Source organism: Gilvimarinus sp. 1_MG-2023, assembly GCF_030548285.1.
The window spans coordinates 1-471 of sequence record NZ_JAUOSC010000123.1 but is presented as its reverse complement, the minus strand read 5'-3'; the positions used below and the strand labels follow the sequence as shown (position 1 = coordinate 471).

General features: G+C 56.3%; 1 protein-coding gene. It reads left to right on the top strand.

Going from position 1 to position 471, the window contains the following annotated elements; genetic code table 11:
• A partial coding sequence (locus Q4563_RS16015) for an aldehyde dehydrogenase family protein (protein ID WP_303605179.1) occupies positions 1 to 471 on the top strand: 471 nt, incomplete at both ends.

The following is a 471-nucleotide window of genomic DNA, read 5'->3' as shown; positions in this document are numbered from 1 at the left end:
AGGTCATGCTGGGCGTGGCGGCCAAGCTGCGCGAGCGTAAGCAGGCGTTGGCCGAAATGATGGCGCTGGAAATGGGCAAGCCGATTCTGGAAGGGGTGGCCGAGGTCGAAAAAGCCGCCTGGTGTACCGAACACTATGCGGAGCAGGCCGAAACCTACCTCAACAGTGAATCGATTGAGTCGGATGCGACACAAAGTTATGTCACCTATCAGCCGCTGGGAGCGGTGTTGGGGATTCTGCCCTGGAATGCTCCGTTGTGGCTGGCTTTTCGTTTTTTGGCTCCGGCGCTGATGGCCGGTAACACCTGTGTTATGAAACACGACCCGAACGTACAAGGTTGTGCCCGACTGATCGAAACCATTTTTGACGACGTTTGTGCGGTGAACAAGGTGCCTGCGCATATTATGGTGAACCTGACCTTGGCCACCGAACAGATCGAAACAGCGATTCGTCACCCGGCAATTCAGGCGG